Raw genomic sequence first — 412 nt, 5'->3', positions numbered from 1 at the left:
CGACGAGTTCATTATACTGGTACTAAATTTAAACAAGGTCGTAAAAGAGCACAGAGCTTTCCATCAATATCAAAATTCTTCCTACCTCATAAGAGGCCACGTAAAGAAACATTCATTCCTCCCACTAAGTTTCTACTCGGGGGGAATATTTCTGATCCTTTGAATCTGAATAGTTTGCAAGATGAAGATGTCAACAGGGCCATGAATGCTGTAACTCCAGAGTCGTCACCACTGCCCACTCCACCTCGACATAAAGCAAAAATTGATGTAATAATTCCTCCAAACATTAGAGATCCACTTAATTTAATGGAGCCCTTAGATAATGAGGAATATGAAAAACGATTGGAGATGCAGCAACGCAAACCAAAGAAGAAAACTAAAGTAAGACGGCGTACAACTGACAACACCTCCC

1 protein-coding gene is annotated in these 412 nt (G+C 40.0%); it reads left to right on the top strand.

The window, feature by feature from the left end; all coding sequences use genetic code 11:
* Window positions 1-412 (top strand): hypothetical protein (locus F0L68_RS45745; protein WP_223199630.1); only part of this gene is annotated, 412 nt, incomplete at both ends.

Source organism: Solihabitans fulvus (assembly GCF_008386585.1).
Taxonomy (GTDB): Bacteria; Actinomycetota; Actinomycetes; order Mycobacteriales; family Pseudonocardiaceae; genus Solihabitans; species Solihabitans fulvus.
Note: the sequence above shows the minus strand (reverse complement) of the source record. Positions and strands in the feature narration are given on the sequence as shown.